This is a genomic window from Blastococcus sp. CT_GayMR19, from assembly GCF_004570385.1.
Classification (GTDB): Bacteria; Actinomycetota; Actinomycetes; order Mycobacteriales; family Geodermatophilaceae; genus Blastococcus_B.
Map to the genome: position 1 here is coordinate 12,172 of NZ_SPQL01000018.1, position 17,815 is coordinate 29,986.

Here is a 17,815-nt window from a genome sequence, read left to right on the forward strand (position 1 = left end):
GCTACCGACGCGGGGTGGAGCAGCTCGGTAGCTCGCTGGGCTCATAACCCAGAGGTCGCAGGTTCGAATCCTGCCCCCGCTACTCGACACGGTCCGGGATCCGGTCCGTAGCGACGGGAACCGGCGCAATCGCGCCGGTTCTCGTCGTTTCTGCGGCCGGTATCCGTAGGTCTCACCTCGCGGCGGCCGCTGGTCAGCAGTGGGCCTGAGGCTGCTGGGCGGTTCGGGGTGGAGACACGGTAGCCGCGCCCCGACGATCCTCGACCTGTACCGGGACATCCGTCCTGACGCTCTACTCCCGGCCGCCCCCCGGCGGGAAGGCGTGGAACGACACGGTTTCACTCACCAGCATCCCCACGGAGATGAGGTTGGCGAGCGGCGCCCCGCCGGAGAGCGACACGACGGTTGCCGTGGCCGCTGCGGTGAGTCCCCCGGAGGAGATCTGCGAGGCGTACACCCACACGACCGTGGCCGCGATCAGCTGCAGGTCCGCCACGAGGCTGGTGGCCAGATGCACTGCACCGACATGAGTCCGGTCGCCGAACTTGAGACACGTGGCGATCAGGTTGATCACCACGGCTGCGAAGAGTTCGTACTCGTTGTGGACCGCGGGGTCGGAGATGTCACCGACGAAGAAGCCGAAGTTCATCGTCGCGGCGAGCAGTACGAAGAAGCCGAAGACGACCTTGCCGAGGTTCATGCGACTCCACCCGGCTCCGGAACTCGGCGCACGACGGCCGTCGAGCACGGTGCCCGCGTCGGGCCTTCGGCAGCAGCCCGGGCCGGCCCTGCGTGCCCGCCGCGCCCTTCTCGGGCCGGACGCGGCTCGCTCAACGGAGGATCCCAGCTCCCAGCAAGGCCAGGACGAGCCCGGCGACGAACAGGGTGGTCCGGATGATCACGTGTCTCGGGGCGTGTTCCGCGGGCAGGGCGACGTAGTGGAGGTAGCCCGCATAGGCCACGAGCGCCAGACCGGACGTCATCATCGCGATCGCGAGGAAGGCGCGAAGGCTCTCATCCACGTCGACGACCTCGCCCGAGGACGTCGTTCACTGCAGCTCCACGAAGCGTTCGACGTCGGCGGGGCGGCCGGCGATCACGATCTCGGCCCCGTAGGAGAGGACCGTCTCGTACCCGGCATGTGAGTACGACGTCTGGTTCTCCGGCTTGACCGAGACCACGGTGACGTGGTGCTTCTTGCGCAGGCCGGACTCACCCAGCGGCACGCCGACGAGCTCCTTCGGCGGCTTGGTCTTCGCGAACACCCACTGCGGATCGAGCTCCACCCAGTCCAGCAGCCTTCCGGAGACCAGGTGGGCGATCCGTTCCCCCATGTCCTGCTCGGGGAAGACGACGTGGTGAGCGCCCACGCGTTCGAGGATGCTGGCCTGCTGGCGGCTGACGGCCTTGGCCCAGATGTCGCGGATCTCCAGCTCGGCCAGCAGCGCGGTGGTGAGAATGCTGGCCTCCAGGTCGTTGCCGATCGCGACCACGGCCCGGTTGAAGTCGCCGATGCCGATTTCGCGCAGCGCGTCGGGGTCGGTGGAGTCGGCGACGACGATCTGGCCGAGCTGTCCGGAGAGCCGCTGAACGATGTCGGGGCGGCTGTCGACGGCGAGCACCTCGGTGCCGCCGCGGGCCAGTTCCAGGGCGAGCGCGGTGCCGAACCGGCCGAGGCCGATCACGGCGACGGGTTCCTTGTGGCTAGCCAACGATGGTCCTCTCCTCGGGGAGCTGGTGGCGGCGAGCGCGCTCGCGCAGCGCCAGCCCCGACGCCAGGGTGAGCGGCCCGATCCGGCCGATGTACATGAGCAGCACCAACAGAACTTGCGCAGTTGTCGGCAGGTCGGCGGTGATGCCGGTGGACAGCCCGACGGTGGCGAACGCGGAGATCACCTCGAACAGCACCTGGTCCAGGCTGAAGTCGCTGAGCGCCTCCATCAGGAACGTGGCGACGGCGACCAGGCCGATGCCGAGCAGCGCGATGGCCAGCGCCTGACGCTGGTTGGTGCCCGGCACCCGGCGGCGGCCCACCTCGACGTCGGGGTCACCGCGCATCTCCGCCCAAAGCACGTAGGCCAGCAATCCGAAGGTGGTGACCTTGATGCCGCCGGCGGTGCCGGCGGAGCCGCCGCCGATGAACATGAGGGCGTCGGTGAACAGCAGCGTCTCCGGCGCGAATGCGGCGATGTCGAGGTTGTTGAAGCCGGCGGTGCGGGGCATGACCCCGGCGACGAAGGCCGCCAGCAGGCGGTCCCCAGTCCCCAGCCCACCGAGCGTGTCGGGGTTGCGTCCCTCGAACACCAGCATCCCGGCCCAGCCGAGCAGGAGCAGGACGACGGTGACGACGACGGTGATGCGGGTCAGGACCGACCACGTCTTCGGCCGCCGCCAGTTGCGGGCCAGTTCGAACACCACCGGGAACCCCAGCCCGCCGACGATGACCGCCGCGGCGATCGGCAGGCTGATCCATGGATCGCCGGCGAACCCGATGAGGTTGTCCCTGTACGGGGAGAACCCGGCGTTGTTGAAGGCCGAGACGGAGTGGAACACGCCGTCGTAGAGCGCGGCCGACAGTGAATCGTGGTAGGCGAGCGCGAAGCGGACCGCCAGCACCGTCGCGATCACCGCTTCGGTGGCCAGGCTGAACATCACGACACGACCGACGACCCGGCGGACGTCCGAGGGGGACAGTGCCTTCGTCTCCGCCTGCGCGATCAGGCGCGCCCGCAGACCCAGCCGCCGCGAGAGCAGCAGCGCCAGCAGGGTGGCCAACGTCATGATGCCCAGCCCGCCGACCTGGATGCAGAGCAGGATCACGGCCTGCCCGAACCCCGACCAGTAGGTGCCGGTGTCCACGGTCACCAGCCCGGTGACGCAGACCGACGACGTGGCGTGGAACAACGCGGTCAGGAAGTCGGCTCGTCCGGGGCCGGCCGTGGCGATCGGCAGGGACAGCAGCCCGGTGCCGATCGCGACCGCCGCGGCGAACGCGGCGGCGATCACCCGCCCCGGGTGCCGAAAGCCCCTGGCGGTGCGGGATCGGCTGTCTCGACGGTGCAGCGCCTGGGTCACCGCGGTCCCGCGCGTGGCCTGCGGAACACGCTCAGCCGCCCACGTGAATGCCGGGACGGCACGCAGGGTCCGGCTCGACCTCGCGGATGACCTCGCGCACGACCGGTGGGGTGTCGCCGCGGCCCAGCAGCAGATAGCGGAACAGGTGCCCGACGGGGTTGCCTTCAGACCACTCGAAGTAGCAGTGCGGTCGCACCCCCGTCGCTTCCTGGAGTGCCAGCAGGATTGCCGCGATCGCGTTGGGGGCGGCCGGGGCGTCCGCGCGCAACACCCGGTGCCCGTCGATCTCGACACCGCGGACGCACAGCGCCCCACTGAACTCCGACGGGTCCACCACGTCGATCTCCAGGAAGAGGACGTCGGCCGCCCACGGGACGGGGTTCATCTCGCGCTGGGTCGCCTCCTTGTCGTCGTACTCCGCGCGGTCCCCGACCTGACGGCGATTGGCGACCAGGTGCAGCTGCCCGTCGTGCTCGAGGGAGTCGGTGACGAACCGGCGGGCGGTGTCGTCGAACTCGATGTGGTCTGCCCGGAGCTCCGTGGTGCGGGTGACCCGCGAGATCAGGGAGATGACCACGATTCCGAGGATGAAGAACATCGAGATGGTGAGGCCGTCGGGCTTCTCGATGACATTGGCGCTCAGTGCGTACAGCAGTATCAGGGTCAGCACGCCGAAGCCGATCGAGGCGGGCCGTCGCCGTCGGCGCATGGCGGAGATGGTGACCGCGACGGCACCGGAGACCATCATCGCCAGGATGCCGGTGGCGTAGGCGCCGGCCTGGGCGTTGACGTCGGCGCCGAATGCGATCGTGATGACGATGCTGACGGCCGTGTAGACGAGGACGACGGGGCGTACGGCGCGGCTCCATTCCGGAGCCATGCCGTAGCCGGGCAGGTACCGCGGCACGATGTTGATCAGGCCGGCCATGGCCGACGCGCCGGCGAACCACAGGATCAGCACGCTGCTGATGTCGTAGGCGGTGCCGAATCCCTCGCCGATGCGTTCGTGGGCGAGGTAGGCCATCGCCCGGCCGTTGGCCGCGCCGCCCTCCTCGAACTCGGCCGGCGGGATGAGAACGGTGGTGACGAAGCTGGTGGCGATCAGGTAGACGCTCATGATCAGCGCCGCGGCGGTGAGCAGTGCGCGGGTGTTGCGGATCCGGGCGGCGAGGCGCTCCTCGGGCGTGCGGCCGTCTGCGGAGACCAGCGGCATCATGCTGACGCCGGTCTCGAAGCCGGACAGCCCCAGCACGAGCAGGGGGAAGGCGGCGACCGCGGGGCCGATCACGCCTCCCAGCCCGCCGCCGGAGGTGAGCCGGTCGGTCCAGTCCGACAGCGCGCCCGGGTCGGCGAGGAGGTCACCGATCCCGACAGCGACGACCACCGCGTTGAGTGCCAGGAAGGCGCCCACGAGCGGGATGGCGACGACCACGGCCTCGCTGAAGCCGAGCAGGAACACGCCGCCCAGGACCAGCAGCAGCCCGACGGTCAGCGCAACGGCATGACCCTCCAGGAAGTCCGGGAAGAACGGGTTCTCGAGAACGTGGACCGACGCGTCGGCCGCCGAGAGTGTGATCGTGATGATCCACGAGGTGGCCACGAAGCCGAGCAGGACCAGGACGAAGATCTTGCCCTTCCAGAACGGCAGCAGCCGCTCCAGCATCGCCACCGAGCCCTGCCCGTTGGGACTCTCCTTCGCCACCCGCCGGTACATCGGCAGCACGCCGAGCAGGGTGAGGGCCACGATCAGCAGTGTGGCCAACGGCGAGAGCGCCCCGGCGGCGAGCGCCGCGATGCCGGGAAGGTAGGACAGCGTCGAGAAGTAGTCGACGCCGGTCAAGCAGAGCACCTGCCACCAGGGGTGGCCCTTCCCGTGTCCTGCGGCCGCGGCCGGCCCCTCCGGCGCTACCCGGTGCTCCAACAGCCAGCGGGCCAACCGGCCGGACGGTTCGCTACGTCTGCTCGGGCTGGGCACGCGCGCAGGGACGGCCAACTCGGACGACGCCGTGTGCTGGGTCCCGTGGCCGTGAGGACCGTCATCGGTGCGTGGGGCAGAGCCGGGCGCGTCCACCGTCAAACCCCTCCGCTGCTCGTCGATCGCCACGACACCGCTGGCCGACATGGCCCGCCGTGCATGTCCGCACGGTCACCGGCAGACGCGGGCCGTCGTAGGCAGACCCGGCTCACGATGCGCGCCCGAGGGCCGGGAAAGCTGCGGGCAGGCCGGATCTTGACGACTTCTTAGCGCCGGTGAGTCACCCCGACGGCACCGGATCGTGTTCTTGCGGGAGGAGCCGGGCCGGCCGTTCGCGTGGGTCTCACCGCACCGCGGCTGGGCGCTGCAGCCGTCGCTCGTCCCGTCGGCCTCAGGGGGTGAAGCGGTATCCCATCCCCGGCTCCGTCCGTAGGTAGCGCGGGTGGGCAGGGTCCGGTTCCAGCTTGCGTCGCAGTTGGACGAGGTAGACGCGCAGATAGTGGGTCTCTTTCTCGTAGGCAGGGCCCCACACCGAACGCAGCAACTGTCGCTGGCCGATCAACCTCCCTGGATGGCGGACCAGCGCGTCCAGAAGTGCCCACTCGGTCGGGGTCAGGCGGACCGGGGCACCGCCGACGGTGACCTGACGGGCGGTCAGGTCGACGGTGAAGTGGTCCGTCGTGACGATCGAGTCGGTCGCTTCGCTGGGCCCGCGGCGGAGCGCGGCGCGGAGCCGGGCGAGCAGCTCGCTCATGTCGCACGGCTTGGTCACGTAGTCGTCGGCACCGGCGTCCAGTGCGCGCACTTTGTCCTGGCTGTCAGCGCGGGCGGAGAGCACCAGCACGGGACCGGTGTAGGAGGGCCGGAGGCCGGCGAGCACCTCGGTGCCGTCGAGGTCGGGGAGTCCGAGGTCCAGCAGGATGAGGTCTGGGGGCAGCGCGGCGGCCTGGTGCAATGCGGTCCGCCCATCGGGGGCGGTGTCCACCTCGTGTCCGGCAGCGCGCAGCGTGATCCGCAGCGCGCGCAACAGCTGCGGATCGTCGTCGATCACGAGCACCCGGCTCATCGTGCTGCCGCGGTGACCGTCGCCGGAACGGCGCTCGAGGCGGCGTCGGCCACGGTGAGTGCCACCACCATCGTGACCCCGCCGCCCGGGGTGTCCTCGGCGGTAAGGGTGCCGCCCATCGCCTCGGTCAGTCCCCGAGCGACAGCCAGACCGAGCCCGACTCCCTGACCGGACGGTGAGTCACCCAGCCGCTGGAAGGCGACGAACACCTGCTCGCGGTCGGCGAGGGGAATCCCCGGTCCCCGGTCGGCCACCCGCAGCTCGACATGGCCGCCTACGGGCCCGGCCGACAGCGAGATCGGCCCGGTCGGTGCGTGCCGTGCCGCGTTGCAGACCAGGTTGGCGACCACGCGCTCGAGCAGACCGGGGTCCGCGGTCGCGGTGGGCAGGTCGTCCGACCAGTGCAGGTGCACGCGGTCCTGCTCGTCGGGATCCAGCCAGGTCAGCGCCCGGGCGACGACTTCGGGCAGGTCCGACGGGCTCAGCGCGGGAGTGACCGCGCCTGCCTGCAACCGGCTCATGTCCAGCAGGTTGTCCACCAGCGCAGCGAGCCGGTCGGCCGAGGCGTCCACCGTCTCCACCAGTTCCGCCCGGTCGGCCTCGGACAGCTGCAGGTCCGATGATCGGAGCGCTGAGGACGCCGCCTTGATGCCGGCCAGCGGTGTCCGCAGGTCGTGACTGACCGCCGCGAGCAGCGCGGTCCGCATGCTGTTGGCGGCGGCCAGCCGCGCGGCCTCGGCGGCCTGTGCCGCGAGCCGGCCTTGCTGGAGGGCGACCGCGGCCTGCTCGGCGAAGGCGACGAGCACCCGGCGGTCGCTCGCGGACAGCGGGCGCCCGCACAGTCGCAGCGCCAGGGCGTCGGTGATGGCGACCTCGTCGGTCGTCTCGGTGGTGGGATCGCCGCACGAGACGACTGTTCGCTGACCGGTCTCGGTGCGCTCCACCATGGACACGGATGTCAGGCCGAACGCCTCCCGGATCTGCTCCAGCAGCCTGGGCAGCCCGTGGTCGCCCGCGAGCACCGATCTGGACAGCGAGGCGAGCATCGCCGTCTCTGCGCGGGACCGGGCGGCGTCGGCGGCTCGGCGAGCAGACCGGTCCACGACGGTGGCCACCGCGATCGCGGTGAGCAGATAGGCGCCGAGCGCGATCAGGTTGTCGACGCGGTCCACGTGCAGCCGGCCGGTGGGTGGGGTGAAGAACCAGTTCACCGACAGCCCGCTGACAACTGCGGCAATCAGGGCCGGCCACAAGCCGCCGACCAGTGCGACGGCGAGCACCAGCAGCAGGAACACGAGCATCAGCCCGGCCAGCGAGAGAGCGCCGGAGGCGGCCAGGCACGCCGCTGTGAGCGCCGGGATTCCCACGACCGTCAGGCCCAGCCCCAACCACCGGCGGCGGGGATCGAGAGCCCCCGTCAGCGGCGGCAGCCGAAGCCCATGCCCGCCTGCGGCTGCATGCGTGACGATGTGCACGTCGATCTCACCTGAGCGCGCCACCACTTCCGCGCCGATTCCCGCGCGCAGCGCTCGGGCCAACCGGGAGCGCCGGCTGGTGCCGATCACCAGCTGCGTGGCCGCCACGGTCCGCGCGAACTCCAACAACGCCTGCGGGATGTCGGTCCCGACCACCTGGTGGAAGCTGCCCCCCAGGCTCTCCACCAGCTGCCGCTGCCGCTGCAGCGCGGTGGTCGACGCCCCGTCCGGCGCGTTCGCGGCCAGCACGTGCACCGCGAGGAGGTCGATCTCGCTGCCGCGGGCGGAGCGGGAGGCGATCCTCGCGCCGCGCCGGATCAGGGTGTCGCTCTCTGCGCCCCCCGTCAGGGCCACCACCACGCGCTCCCGCGCCTCCCAGATGTGGTCGATGGCGTGCTCGGTCCTGTACCGCCGAAGACCTTCGTCGACCTGGTCGGCCAGCCACAGCAGGGCCAGCTCACGCAGTGCGGTGAGGTTGCCGATGCGGAAGTAGTTCCGCGTCGCTGCGTCGATCTCCTCGGCGGGGTAGACGTTGCCGTGGGCCAGGCGGCGGCGCAGTGCCTCGGGTGACATGTCGACCAGCTCGATCTGGTCGGCCCGGCGAACGACCGCGTCGGGCACCGTCTCCCGCGGCGGTACACCGGTGATCTGTTCGACGACGTCGCTGAGGCTTTCCAGCTGGTGCACGTTCACCGTGGTGAGCACGCTGATGCCGGCGTCCAGCACCTCTGCGATGTCCTCCCACCGCTTGGCGTGGCGGCGACCGGGAGCGTTGGCGTGGGCGAGCTCGTCGATGACGACGACCTCGGGGCGGCGGGCGAGCACCCCGCCGACGTCAAGCTCCGTCACCGAGGCTCCATCGCGGGTGACCGCATCGCGGGGGAGTATCTCCAGGCCAGCCAGCTGTTCGAGGGTGTGGGCACGGCCGTGGGGATCGACCAGCCCGACCACCACGTCGGTCCCCCGGGACAGTCGCCGGTGCGCCTCACCCAGCATGGCGTAGGTCTTCCCGACACCAGGGGCGGCGCCGAGATAGATGCGCAGGATCCCGCGGGGCATGCGTCCATGATCGACCCGAGGGGGCCCGACGCGCCGCGGCAGCGGCAGGCCGCGTTGTCGGGTGACGGTGTCCGGCTGGGGTTTCTGTGGTGCCGCCAGTCGTGCCGGCGCGTCGAGGAGCCGCTGCACGGCCCGGGAGGCGCCGGCCAGGTGTGCGGTCACCCGCGTCGCCGCGGCGAGGTCCCGAGCGATCGGGCCCGACGTCGTCCCTGCCGTCGCCGGTGTTCTGCGTTCGATCGACCGCAGCATCGGGCGGTGGCGTCGCCGGATGCGGCTCTTGCGCTCTGCGTCGTCAGGATGCTGTACCTGACGGAACGTCGAAGGCGATGAGCGTGGCGTCGACGACGGAGTCGACGTAGCCGCGGGTGATGGGGTCGCGGGTGATCAGCAGCCGTGTCCAGATCGGGCCGATGAGCAGGTCGATGAGCAGTTCCTGGTCGACCGTCGGGGAGAGCTCGCCCCGGGCGATCGCGAGCGCCAGGACCCTCCGGTAGGCCTGTCGGCGGGTGTGGATGACGGTGAACAGCAGATCGTTGATCTCGGGGTGGTGCCCGGCCTCGCGCAGGAGCCGGGGGACGAACTGGCCACTACCGCGCGCGAAGGTCTCCGCAGCGCCGTGCAGCAGCGCGTGCAGGTCACCGCGCAAGGTGCCGGAGTCCGGCACGTCGACGCTCTGCAGGGCCAGCCGCTCGACTCCCGCCGCGGCGACCGCGGCCTTCGACGGCCACCGGCGAAGGATCGTCGTCTTGGCCACGCCGCTGCGTGCGGCCAGCTCGTCGAGGGTCAGGCCGGCGTAGCCGCGCGAGGCGAGCAGGGCGAGGACCTGCTCGAGGATGCGGGCGTCGAGGGTGGGGTCTCGTGGCCGTCCGGGGCCGGGCGCCGATGGGTCCTGGACGACGCTCATGCTGATCGACAACCCTTCGTCGCGAAACGTGCTGCGAGGAAGCAGCGACGCCCTCATCAGAGGGTCAACGCGTTGACGGCATTACGCAACTGGTGGTTGTGGAACGACCGATCGCGGGTCTACGGTGCGGTCAGCGCAGCCGCCTCAGCCACGGGCCGGCTCGCGACACTCAGGGAGGCGCGGCGTCCCGGGCGCCCGGCGTACCGCCGACCTCCCGACCCGGGCGGGTGTCTGCTCAGCACGATCCGGCAGCCGGCGGATATCGAGCACTCCCGCTGAGACGGTGCGGGCGCCGAACGGCTCGGGCCCGGATCACACGCTCGGGAGCCGCACCGCGCAGCAATGCCAGTCGCACGGGGTCAGCGAGCCCCGGTGGCCCGCGCACATCACGGGGGAACGGCACCTGCCTGTGAGGAGAAGACGTGACGGAGAACCGAACGCCCTACCCGGTCCGCGTGGACGCGTCGATGGACGCCCCTTCCCGTGCGCTGTGGCTCATCAAGTGGCTGCTGCTGATCCCGCACCTCGTCGTGCTCGTGTTCCTGTGGGTGGCCTTCGTGGTCGTCGGCCTGATCGCGTTCTTCGCGATCCTCTTCACCGGCAGCTACCCCCGGTCACTGTTCGACTTCAACGTCGGCGTGCTCCGCTGGTCCTGGCGGGTGCACTACTACGGCTACGGGGCGAACGGCACCGACCGCTACCCGCCGTTCTCCCTCGCCGAGGTGCCGGACTACCCGGCGCATCTGGACGTCGCCTACCCGGAACGGCTCTCCCGCGGACTGATCTTCGTGAAGTGGCTCCTGGCGATTCCGCACTATCTCGTGCTGGCGGTCTTCGTCGGTGGCGGACTGTGGCTGGGCACCCGCGGCGGAACCGACAACGGGTGGGACAACGGCTGGAGCGCCGGCGGCGGCCTGGTCGGCCTGCTCGTCCTGATCGCCGCGGTCGTACTGCTGTTCACCGGCCGCTATCCCCGCCCGCTGTACGACTTCGTCCTGGGGATGGACCGCTGGGCACTGCGGGTGGCGGCCTACACGGCGCTGATGACCGACCGCTACCCACCCTTCCGGCTCGACATGGGCGGCACCGACCCCGGCTCGTTCCCCGTCGGGCCCGTCGGACCGCCGCCGGTCGGGACGCCGACCGCGCCGCCGACCCCGGCCGCCCCCGTGCGCTGACCAGCCCCCACTGACGCTCCGCCACCGGGAGCCACCCCTCTCACGGAAGCCGGCCCGTCATGACGACCTCCGCGCACCCCACCGAACGACCGCAGATCTCCGCCGGCCCCGGCAGCGCCGGGCGCGGATCCCGCATCGGGGCCATCCGCCTCGTCATCGCCGGAGCGCTGGTGACGGGGCCGGTGGCTGCCGCCGTCCTCATCCTCGTGTTCGCCGGGGCCGGCGAGCACGCCGTCACCGGGTCGGCGCTGCTGGGTTTCGCGGTCGGCTGGGCGATGCTGGCGGTGCTCTCGATCCGGATGACCGGCCAGCCCCAGCGCTGGGCCCTGGTCCCGGCGGCCGGACTGGCCGCGACCGGGCTGGGGCTGCTGGCCCTCGCCCCGGACGACGGTGCGCTGACCGCCGCCGGCTGGGTGTGGCCACCGGCCCTGTTCGCGCTCGCGATCTGGATGGGGGTCCGCGTGCGCCGTTCGCTGGCCGCTGGCAGCGGCCGCTGGTTGCTGTACCCGGTCGTGACCGTCATGGCCGCCGCCGCGGTGGGCGGCGCGGTCGAGACGGTCGCGCTCGCTGCCGACGAGCGCCGCTACCCCATGCCCGGGCAGTCCTACGAACGTCGGCGGCTACGAGCTGCACCTCAGCTGCACCGGCTCCGGCGGCCCGACCGTCGTGCTGCTGAGCGGGCTCGGTGAGTTCTCGGCGTCCTGGGCTCGCATCGTCCCGGCCGTCGCAGGCACCACCCGGGTGTGCGCCTACGACCGTGCCGGGCAGGGCTGGAGCGAGGACGCACCGCAGATCCAGGACGGCCTGCGGGCCGCGGCCGACCTGCACACGCTGCTCGACCGTGCCGGTGAGGACGGCCCGTACGTGCTCGTCGGACACTCGTCCGGCGGCAGCTACGCGATGACCTACGCCTCCCGCTATCCCGAGCAGGTCGCAGGAGCGGTCCTGCTGGACGCTTCCGACCCCTACCGGGCGACGGCCGCCGACGGCGAGACCGAGCCGAGCGCCCCCGCCGAGCTCGCCGTGCTGCCCGGTCTCGCCCGACTCGGCATCGGGCAGCTCGTCCCGTCCACGTCCGGCCTTCCCGAGCCGGCCGGAGGGCAGGTCCGGGCCTTCGGCAGCAGCCCCCGCGGCTTCCAGAACATGGCCGACGAGGCGGCCGCCATGCCCGCGGTGTTCAGCCAGGCCCAGGCGCTCACCACCCTCGGCAGCACGCCGCTCGTCGTCCTCAGCGCCAGCGAGTCGATGCAGACGCTCGACGGATGGTCGGCCGCCCAGGACCGCATGGCCGCACTGTCCACCGACACCAGCCACCGGGTCGCGGACGCGACGCACGCCGGCCTCCTGGACGACGAGCGAGGCGCCGAGGCCTCCGCACGCGCTATCGCCGACGTCCTCGACGCCGTGCGCTCCGGTGACCCACTCCCGACCGACTGATCCCCGGGCTGGTTTCCGGTCGCGATCCATGGAGTGCCCCGGAACAGCGGCCGGACCCACGGGGTTGAGCGTCGGCATGGAGCCCACCGTCCGGGACGTCCCGGAAGCCGACCGCTTCGAGATCCGCGACGGCGAGCGCGTGCTCGGCGTCGCCGCGTACGAGCGCCGCGGCGACACCGTCGTCTTCACCCACACCGAGGTCGACCCCGACGCGGGTCGGTCCGGCCTGGGCGGCACCCTGGTGCGCGCCGCGCTGGACGACGTCCGCGCCCGTGGGGGCTCGGTCGTCCCGCGCTGCCCGTTCGTGCGCGGCTGGATCGACCGGCACCCCGAGTACGCCGACCTCGTCGTCACCACCGACCGGTGAGCGACCCCGTCGAGCACGTGCTGGGCAACCCCGACGCACCGGTCACCGTGCTCCAGTACGGCGACTTCGAGTGCCCGTACTGCGCGGCCGCCGCGCCGGTGCTGCGCCAGCTCGTCGAGGAGTCGCAGGGCCGGGTGAAGCTGGTGTTCCGGCACTTCCCGCTGGCCGACAACCATCCGCACGCGCTCACCGCCGCGCTGGCCGCCGAGGCAGCCGGTGCGCAGGGCGCGTTCTGGCCGATGCACGACCTGCTCTTCGCCCGGCAGGACCGGCTCAGTGACGTCGCGCTGCGGGCCTACGCCGAGGAGCTGGGTCTGGACGCCGGCCGGGTCGTCGGCGAGGCCGCCCAGCAGTTCGCCGCCAAGGTGGCGGCCGACTTCGCCGCCGGCCTGGAGGACGAGGTGGCCGGCACCCCGACGGTCGTCGTCGACGGCGAGCTCTTCGCCGGTCGCGTGGAGCTGGCCGCGCTGCGCCGGGCCGCCGGCCTCAACGGCTCAGGCGCGGACGGCGGGGTCCACCCAGGGCAGCGGCGGCAGCGTCGGTGGTCCCTCGGCGTCCGGCGTGCAGAGCGGGAACCGCTCGCCGAGCACCCGGAGGAGGACGACGCCGAGGAGCGCCGCGAGCACTGATCCGGCGAGGATGCCGATCGTCGCTTGGTCCTTGAGCGCGCCGTCGCCGAACGCGAGGTCGGCGATGAACAGCGAGATCGTGAAGCCGATGCCGGCCAGCGTGGCGCCGGCCATCAGGTGCGACCAGCGCACGCCGCCGGGCAGCACGCCCCATCCGGTGCGCAGCGCCAGGGCGGCGCCGGCCGTGATCCCGACCGCGTTGCCGACCACCAGGGCCACGCAGACGCCGATGGTGACCGGGGAGGTCAGCGCCGCCCGCAGGCTCTCGGCGCCCAGCGCGACCCCCGCGTTGGCCAGCCCGAACACCGGGACGACGGCGTAGGCGGTCCACCGGTGCAGCGCGTGCAGCAGCCGGGCGTTGGCCGGCACGGTCGCGGCCACGGCGAGGCCGGCCAGCCGGGCGCGCTCGGCGTCCGGCTGCTCGCGCAGCGCCCGCCCGTAGGTGCGGGTGCGCTCGACGTCCTCGGGGTCCGCCGGCCGCGCCGGCAGCAGCAGACCGAGGACGACGCCGGCGAGGGTGCCGTGGACACCTGACTCGTGCACCGCCAGCCAGAGTGCGATCCCGGTCAGCACGTAGGGCGTCAGCCGCCAGACCCCGGCCCACCTCAGGCCCAGGAGGACGGCGATCAGCGCCGCCGAGACCAGCAGCGCGGGCACGTGCAGCTCGCCGCTGTAGAACAGCGCCATCACCGAGATCGCGCCGATGTCGTCGACGATCGCGAGCGTCAGCAGGAACAGCCGCATCCGGTCGGGGCAGCGCGGTCCGAACAGCGCCAGCACGCCGAGGACGAACGCGGTGTCGGTCGACATGACGATGCCCCAGCCGGCGCTGGCCGGGCCCGAGGGGTTGACGGCCAGGTAGATCAGGGCGGGCACGACGAGACCGCCGAGCGCACCCAGGGCAGGGGCGGCGACGTTGCGCCGGTCGCGCAGCTCGCCGGTGGTGACCTCGCGGGTGACCTCCAGCCCCACCACCAGGAAGAACAGCGCCATGGCGGCGTCGTTCACCCAGTGCCGCAGGTCCAGCGACAGCGCCAGGTCGCCGATGCCGATGGACGCGGTAGTCGACCAGAACGAGTCGTAGCCGTCCGCCCAGGGCGAGTTCGCCCAGGCCAGGGCGAGGAGGGTAGCGGCCAGGAGCAGCGCCGAGCCGCCCGCCTCGGTGCCCATGTAGAGCCGGGAGGACGGCGAGAGCGTCGGCATCGACACCCGCGGCGCCGGCCCGGGGCGGGGAGGCTGGGTCACGTGTGGGCGCGCCTCAGAGGACGTGGTGGCCGTACATCTCGCCGAGCGGATCGGCGATCAGCTCGATGCGGGCGCCGTCGGGGTCCGTGAAGTAGACCGAGACGCCGCTGTGCACCTCGTGCGCCACCCCGGCCTCGGTCAGCCGCTCGACCAGCTTCTCCCAGCGGTCCGGGGCGACGCTGATCGCCATGTGGTGCAGCCCGCCGAGCACCTCGGCGTACGGGCCGACGTCGAGCCCGGGGAAGTCGAAGAAGGCCAGCAGGTTGCCGTTGCCGATGTCGAAGAAGAAATGCGAGGACCCCGGGTAGTCGCGGTTCTCGATGAGCTCGGTGAGCGGGAAGCCCAGGACATCCTGGTAGAAGCGCACCGTCCGCTCGACGTCGCTGCTGATCAGCGCCGTGTGGTGCAGGCCGCGAGCGGTGGACTCGGGGCGCTCGCCCGCGGGCCTGAGGTGCGCCTGCCGGATCCGCTCCCGCTCGGCCTCGATCGCGGCGAGGTCGGGGCTGTCGGTCGTGCTCTCGGTGGTGCTCACGGGGGGATCCTCTCGCTGGGTCCGGCTCCTGGCGACAACCCTGGTGCCCGGCCCATGCTTCCCGCGGGAGTTCTGGGGCTCAGACGACGACCACGGTCGCCTTGGGGAGGCCGTTGAACTCGCAGGCCGTCACGCTGGTGTAGGCCCCCATGAAGGGCGCCACCACCAGATCGCCGACGTCCCGGGCCGGCAACATCGCTCCGGTCGCGATGAGGTCGGTGCTGTCGCAGGTGGTCGCACAGAGTGGGCTCCGCGCAGGCGGGATGCAGCGGCTCAACGGGAAAAGGGGGACGGCACGTGACCGGGGTGCGATCCGGAGGATCACAGTGTCATTGCCTGGTCCAGGTCGGCGAGCAGGTCCTCGACGTCCTCGATCCCGACCGACAGCCGCACCAGGTCGCCGGGCACCTCGAGCGGCGAGCCGGCGGCGCTGGCGTGGGTCATCCGGCCGGGGTGCTCGATCAGCGACTCGACCCCGCCGAGGGACTCGGCGAGGGTGAACAGCTGCGCCCGCTCGCAGACCTTGAGGGCGGCCTCCTCGCCAGCGGCGAGGCGGAACGAGATCATCCCGCCGAACCCCGACATCTGGCGGGCGGCGATGCCGTGGCCGGGGTGGTCCGGCAGCCCCGGGTACAGCACCCGGGCGACCGCGGGGTGCCCCTCCAGGAAGTCGACGATCCGGGCGGCGTTGTCCTGGTGCCGGTCCATGCGCACGCCGAGGGTCTTGAGGCCGCGCAGGACCAGCCACGCGTCGAACGGGCCGGCGACGGCGCCCATCGCGTTCTGGTGGTAGGCCAGCCGCTCGCCGAGCTCCGCGTCCGCCACCACCAGTGCGCCGCCGACGACGTCCGAGTGTCCGCCGAGGTACTTCGTCGTCGAGTGGACGACGACGTCGGCGCCCAGGGTCAGCGGCTGCTGCAGGTAGGGCGAGGCGAAGGTGTTGTCGACGACCAGCAGGGCCCCGGCGTCGTGCGCCACCTCGGCGGTGAGTGCGATGTCGGCGATGTTCAGCAGCGGGTTGGTCGGCGTCTCGCACCAGATCACCCGGGTGGTCGGCCGGACGGCGGCCCGCAGGGCGTCGGCGTCGTTGAGGTCGGCCGGGGTGTGCTCGATGCCCCAGCGGGACAGCACCCGCGAGATGAGCCGGAAGGTCCCGCCGTAGGCGTCCCCGCCCAGGACGATGTGCGAGCCGGGCTCGCACACCGTGCGCAGCAGCGTGTCCTCGGCGGCCAGGCCCGAGGCGAACGCCATGCCGGTGGTGCCCTGCTCGAGCGCGGCCAGCGCCTCCTGCAGCGCGGTCCGGGTCGGGTTGGCGCTGCGGCTGTACTCGTAGCCGCCGCGCAGCCCGCCGACGCCGTCCTGCTTGTAGGTGGTGGTCAGGTGCACCGGCACGATCACGGCGCCGGTCGCGGCGTCGGGCTCCTGCCCCGCGTGGATGGCGCGGGTGTTGAAGCCGGGCAGCGAGTCCTTCATCGGGTCACCCCCGCGAGGTGGCCCAGCACGTCCTGGCGGGTGACCACGCCGGCCGGCTTGCCGTCGACGTGCACGAGCAGCGCGTCGGCCGCCCCGAGCGCGGTGACGGCGGCGCTCACCGGCTCGCCCGAGCCGATGATCGGCAGCGGCGCGGACATGTGCTTCTCGACCCGGTCGGCGAGGGTGGCGCGGCGCGCGAACAGCGCATCGAGCAGCACCTTCTCGTCGACGGCGCCGACCACCTCGCCCGCGGTCACCGGCGGCTCGGCCCGGACGACCGGCAGCTGGCTGACGCCGTACTCGCGGAGGATGTCGATCGCCTCACGGACCGTCTCGTTCGGGTGGGTGTGCACGAGCGTCGGCGTCTCCCCGCTCTTGGTGTGCAGCAGCTCGCCGACGGTCTCGCCGGTCGCCGACTCGAGGAAGCCGTAGTCGGCCATCCACTTGTCGCTGAAGATCTTGTTCAGGTAGCCGCGCCCGCCGTCGGGGAGCAGCACGACCACGACGTCGTCCTTCGTGAGCTCCTCCGCCGTCCGCAGCGCCGCGACCACCGCCATGCCGCAGGAGCCGCCGACCAGCAGGCCCTCCTCGCGGGCCAGCCGCCGGGTCATGGCGAAGGAGTCGCCGTCGGACACGGGGATGATCTCGTCCGCGATCTCGCGGTCGTACGTGGACGGCCAGAAGTCCTCGCCCACGCCCTCGACGAGGTAGGGCCGGCCGGTGCCACCGGAGTACACCGAGCCCTCGGGGTCGGCCCCGACGATGCGGACCTTCCCCCCGGAGGCCTCCTTCAGGTAGCGGCCGATGCCGCTGATCGTGCCGCCGGTGCCCATGCCGGTCACGAACGTGGTGATCCGGCCGTCGGTCTGGGCCCACACCTCCGGGCCGGTCGTCTCGTAGTGCGACTGCGGGTTCGCCGGGTTCGAGTACTGGTCGGGCTTCCACCCGCCCGGGGTCTCCCGCGCCAGGCGGTCGGACACCGAGTAGTAGGAGCGTGGATCGGCGGGGTCGACGGCGGTGGGACAGACGGCGACCTCCGCGCCGTAGGCCCGCAGCACGTTGATCTTCTCCAGACCGACCTTGTCGGGGCAGACGAAGATGCACTTGTACCCCCGCTGCTGGGCGACCAGCGCGAGCCCGATCCCGGTGTTCCCGCTGGTCGGCTCCACGATGGTGCCGCCTGGCTGCAGCGCGCCGCTGGCCTCCGCGGCGTCGACCATGCGCACGGCGATGCGGTCCTTCACCGAGCCACCGGGGTTGAGGTACTCCAGCTTGGCGAGCACGAGCGGCGCGTCGGGGCCGAGGTCGCGGGTCACCGAGGTGAGCCGCACGAGCGGGGTGTTGCCGACCAGGTCGACGACGGACTCGGCGTACTGCACGGGGCCTCCTCGCACGCCACC

General features: G+C 72.1%; 16 protein-coding genes, 1 tRNA gene and 1 pseudogene. 6 read left to right on the top strand and 12 right to left on the bottom strand.

What is annotated here, in order from left to right; all coding sequences use genetic code 11:
* Nucleotides 1-8: 8 nt before the first annotated feature.
* A tRNA-Met gene (locus tag E4P39_RS19315) sits at nucleotides 9-82 on the top strand.
* A 210-nt stretch (nucleotides 83-292) separates the two neighbouring features.
* Here the strand turns inward: E4P39_RS19315 and E4P39_RS19320 are convergent.
* The 8 genes from E4P39_RS19320 to E4P39_RS19355 form a co-directional block, all read right to left on the bottom strand.
* A complete protein-coding gene (locus E4P39_RS19320; protein WP_135138219.1) occupies nucleotides 293-700 on the bottom strand; it encodes a DUF6394 family protein in 408 nt (135 codons plus the stop codon).
* 130 nt (nucleotides 701-830) lie between these two features.
* Nucleotides 831-1,022, bottom strand: coding sequence for a hypothetical protein (locus E4P39_RS19325; RefSeq protein WP_135138220.1), 192 nt, complete (start codon nucleotides 1,020-1,022; stop codon nucleotides 831-833).
* Nucleotides 1,023-1,049: 27 nt separating this feature from the next.
* On the bottom strand, nucleotides 1,050-1,712 hold the full coding sequence (locus tag E4P39_RS19330; protein ID WP_135138221.1) for a TrkA family potassium uptake protein: 663 nt from the start codon (nucleotides 1,710-1,712) through the stop codon (nucleotides 1,050-1,052).
* A complete protein-coding gene (locus E4P39_RS19335) occupies nucleotides 1,705-3,075 on the bottom strand; it encodes a potassium transporter TrkG (RefSeq protein ID WP_348633826.1) in 1,371 nt (456 codons plus the stop codon). The genes E4P39_RS19330 and E4P39_RS19335 overlap by 8 nt, the downstream gene beginning before the upstream one ends.
* Before the next feature lie 31 nt (nucleotides 3,076-3,106).
* Nucleotides 3,107-4,924 (bottom strand): amino acid transporter, encoded by a 1,818-nt coding sequence (locus E4P39_RS19340; protein ID WP_245159965.1) that lies wholly within the window; start codon nucleotides 4,922-4,924, stop codon nucleotides 3,107-3,109.
* A 517-nt stretch (nucleotides 4,925-5,441) separates the two neighbouring features.
* Nucleotides 5,442-6,116: a response regulator transcription factor gene (locus tag E4P39_RS19345; RefSeq protein WP_135138224.1), complete on the bottom strand. Its 675-nt coding sequence runs from the start codon at nucleotides 6,114-6,116 to the stop codon at nucleotides 5,442-5,444.
* Nucleotides 6,113-8,650, bottom strand: coding sequence for a DUF4118 domain-containing protein (locus tag E4P39_RS19350; protein ID WP_135138225.1), 2,538 nt, complete (start codon nucleotides 8,648-8,650; stop codon nucleotides 6,113-6,115). Before E4P39_RS19350 ends, E4P39_RS19345 begins: the two co-directional genes overlap by 4 nt.
* A 292-nt stretch (nucleotides 8,651-8,942) precedes the next feature.
* The gene (locus tag E4P39_RS19355; RefSeq protein WP_167761979.1) at nucleotides 8,943-9,554 is read right to left on the bottom strand and encodes a TetR/AcrR family transcriptional regulator; all 612 of its coding nucleotides are present in this window, start codon (nucleotides 9,552-9,554) and stop codon (nucleotides 8,943-8,945) included.
* A 422-nt stretch (nucleotides 9,555-9,976) separates the two neighbouring features.
* Between E4P39_RS19355 and E4P39_RS19360 the strand changes: the two genes are divergently transcribed.
* The 5 genes from E4P39_RS19360 (at nucleotide 9,977) to E4P39_RS23045 (ending at nucleotide 13,165) form a co-directional block, all read left to right on the top strand.
* Nucleotides 9,977-10,732: a DUF4389 domain-containing protein gene (locus tag E4P39_RS19360; protein ID WP_135138227.1), complete on the top strand. Its 756-nt coding sequence runs from the start codon at nucleotides 9,977-9,979 to the stop codon at nucleotides 10,730-10,732.
* 59 nt (nucleotides 10,733-10,791) lie between these two features.
* A complete protein-coding gene (locus E4P39_RS22460) occupies nucleotides 10,792-11,421 on the top strand; it encodes a hypothetical protein (protein ID WP_167761981.1) in 630 nt (209 codons plus the stop codon).
* Nucleotides 11,399-12,169, top strand: a complete 771-nt coding sequence (locus E4P39_RS19365) for an alpha/beta fold hydrolase (RefSeq protein ID WP_167761983.1) — start codon at nucleotides 11,399-11,401, stop codon at nucleotides 12,167-12,169. The genes E4P39_RS22460 and E4P39_RS19365 overlap by 23 nt, the downstream gene beginning before the upstream one ends.
* Nucleotides 12,170-12,245: 76 nt before the next feature.
* Nucleotides 12,246-12,536, top strand: coding sequence for a GNAT family N-acetyltransferase (locus tag E4P39_RS19370; protein ID WP_135138229.1), 291 nt, complete (start codon nucleotides 12,246-12,248; stop codon nucleotides 12,534-12,536).
* On the top strand, nucleotides 12,533-13,165 hold the full coding sequence (locus tag E4P39_RS23045) for a DsbA family protein (RefSeq protein ID WP_245159966.1): 633 nt from the start codon (nucleotides 12,533-12,535) through the stop codon (nucleotides 13,163-13,165). Before E4P39_RS19370 ends, E4P39_RS23045 begins: the two co-directional genes overlap by 4 nt.
* Nucleotides 13,166-13,189: 24 nt before the next feature.
* Here E4P39_RS23045 and nhaA read toward each other — a convergent pair.
* From nhaA to E4P39_RS19400, 4 genes and pseudogenes are all read right to left on the bottom strand, one after another.
* Nucleotides 13,190-14,368: pseudogene (nhaA, locus tag E4P39_RS19380) on the bottom strand (Na+/H+ antiporter NhaA); the annotation flags it as partial.
* Nucleotides 14,369-14,423: 55 nt separating this feature from the next.
* The gene (locus E4P39_RS19385) at nucleotides 14,424-14,942 is read right to left on the bottom strand and encodes a VOC family protein (protein ID WP_135138231.1); all 519 of its coding nucleotides are present in this window, start codon (nucleotides 14,940-14,942) and stop codon (nucleotides 14,424-14,426) included.
* Nucleotides 14,943-15,263: 321 nt separating this feature from the next.
* On the bottom strand, nucleotides 15,264-16,415 hold the full coding sequence (locus E4P39_RS19395; protein ID WP_135138233.1) for a cystathionine gamma-synthase: 1,152 nt from the start codon (nucleotides 16,413-16,415) through the stop codon (nucleotides 15,264-15,266).
* Complete coding sequence (locus E4P39_RS19400; protein ID WP_135138234.1) at nucleotides 16,412-17,794, bottom strand: cystathionine beta-synthase; 1,383 nt, start codon at nucleotides 17,792-17,794, stop codon at nucleotides 16,412-16,414. The genes E4P39_RS19395 and E4P39_RS19400 overlap by 4 nt, the downstream gene beginning before the upstream one ends.
* Between the last annotated feature and the right edge of the window lie 21 nt (nucleotides 17,795-17,815).